This is a genomic window from Fusobacterium massiliense (assembly GCF_900095705.1).
GTDB classification, from domain to species: Bacteria; Fusobacteriota; Fusobacteriia; order Fusobacteriales; family Fusobacteriaceae; genus Fusobacterium; species Fusobacterium massiliense.
The window spans coordinates 1-1687 of sequence record NZ_LT608322.1 but is presented as its reverse complement, the minus strand read 5'-3'; the positions used below and the strand labels follow the sequence as shown (position 1 = coordinate 1687).

Here is a 1687-nt window from a genome sequence, read left to right as displayed (position 1 = left end):
AGGAAGACAAGATAAGAAAGTAGCAGAAGATAATTCAAATGATGAAGAAGGTTTAGAAACTTTAGGAAGACCAGCAAATGAATATGTAAAGAAAAAGTTTGGAGAAGATAACAACAGTAAGATAAAATTATCAACAGATGGAATAGATTTAAGTAATGCTGATGTTGGAGAAAAGGTTGGAGACAAATCTAATGATGGTTATAATGATTATAGAAAAGATCTAAGAATAGAAATGGCAAAAGCTAAAATTGCTAAACCTCTTACAAAATTTCCAAGTAAAACTTATACCGAGAAAGAATTACAGGAAACTATTGATAAAAATTATGGAAAAGGTTATTATAAAATTGATTGGGATAAATATTCAAAAGATGCTGAATATAGAGAACAAACAAATTATTATTTTTATCAAGCTAAACACTTTGTAAAAGCAAAGACTATTGATAAAATTGGTGAAGGTTATATTGAAATCACAAGAGATAATGGAGAAAAATTAAAATTAACTGAAATAAAAGCAGAAGAAGCAATATACCATAATATAGAAAAAATAAATGGAGAATTGTATTTTAAATTTGGTAAAACAAATCGTTATAAAAAGTTCGTTAATGAAGATGGATATGAACTAATATTAGACCAAAATAATAAACCAGTATATGACCCAATAGTTGTAGGGACTTACAATTTTCATACATATAAAAGTGTAGTAAAAAATCCAATAGATTTTGTAAGTCATCTAAAAGATGTTAATTTGTGGAAAAAGTATGGAACAGGTCCAAATGATCCAACAAGAAGGGAAGAAAGAGAGAAAATAGGAGATCTTTTTTTGGGATATAAAATTCAAAATAATTATGATGAAATAAGGAATGAATTAAATACAAGAGAAAAAGATAGTGTATCATCTAATGAATTAAAAGAAATTATAAATAAAATTGAAGAAACAGCTGAAAATAAAAGAAAAAAAGAAATTTATAAAATGATAAACTAAAAATAGTTTATAAATTAGGAGAAAGAAGAATGAAATTAAAAGAAAAATTAATATGGATATTTTCTATAAGTGGAATTTTATTATTAAGTTTCATAGCTTTTATATCACAATATGCATACATAGTTCCTCAAAATAATTATAGTATTTTAGATCAAACAGGTAAAGTAAAATTAAAAGATTACCCTGAATTAAAAGATATGAGTTTTGAATATAATGCAGATTTATCAGTAGAATATACAGAACCAATAAATTTAGAATTAGAAAAAATTAATTTCCGTATTAATGATGAAGTAATAGGAACAGCAGAAATAAATAAAAATATAAATGACTTAGAAGATTTTGCAGAACCCTATATTGATGAAAAAACAAAAGAAAAAATTATTAGAAAGATTTATCCATTACAAAAAGAATTTTTAAGAATCTTAGGAAAAAGAAATGAAAAATACAAGGTAGGAACAGGAACTATAGAAGGAAGATTTTATATAGATATCTATATAAAAGATTTAAAGACAAATAAAAGTTTAATAATAAAGAGAGATAATATATCTATTTATTATGAAAGTGCTGGGATAAAATTTTTTTCAATGTAATTTTAGTAGTAGTTTGGAATAGATAGCTTAAAGATTTTAGGCTATCTATTACTTACATTTTCTAAATTATGGAAATTAGACTTAAATATATAAATCAAGATAGTTTCTATGGAAG

The 1687-nt window shown here is 23.8% G+C and carries 2 protein-coding genes; both read left to right on the top strand.

The features are described 5' to 3' along the window. On the top strand, nucleotides 1–982 hold a 982-nt coding region (locus BQ2505_RS08755; RefSeq protein ID WP_235817354.1), incomplete at its 5' end, for a hypothetical protein. 29 nt (nucleotides 983–1011) lie between these two features. Further along, nucleotides 1012–1572: a hypothetical protein gene (locus BQ2505_RS00005; protein ID WP_074015786.1), complete on the top strand. Its 561-nt coding sequence runs from the start codon at nucleotides 1012–1014 to the stop codon at nucleotides 1570–1572. The last annotated feature ends 115 nt before the right edge of the window (nucleotides 1573–1687 follow it).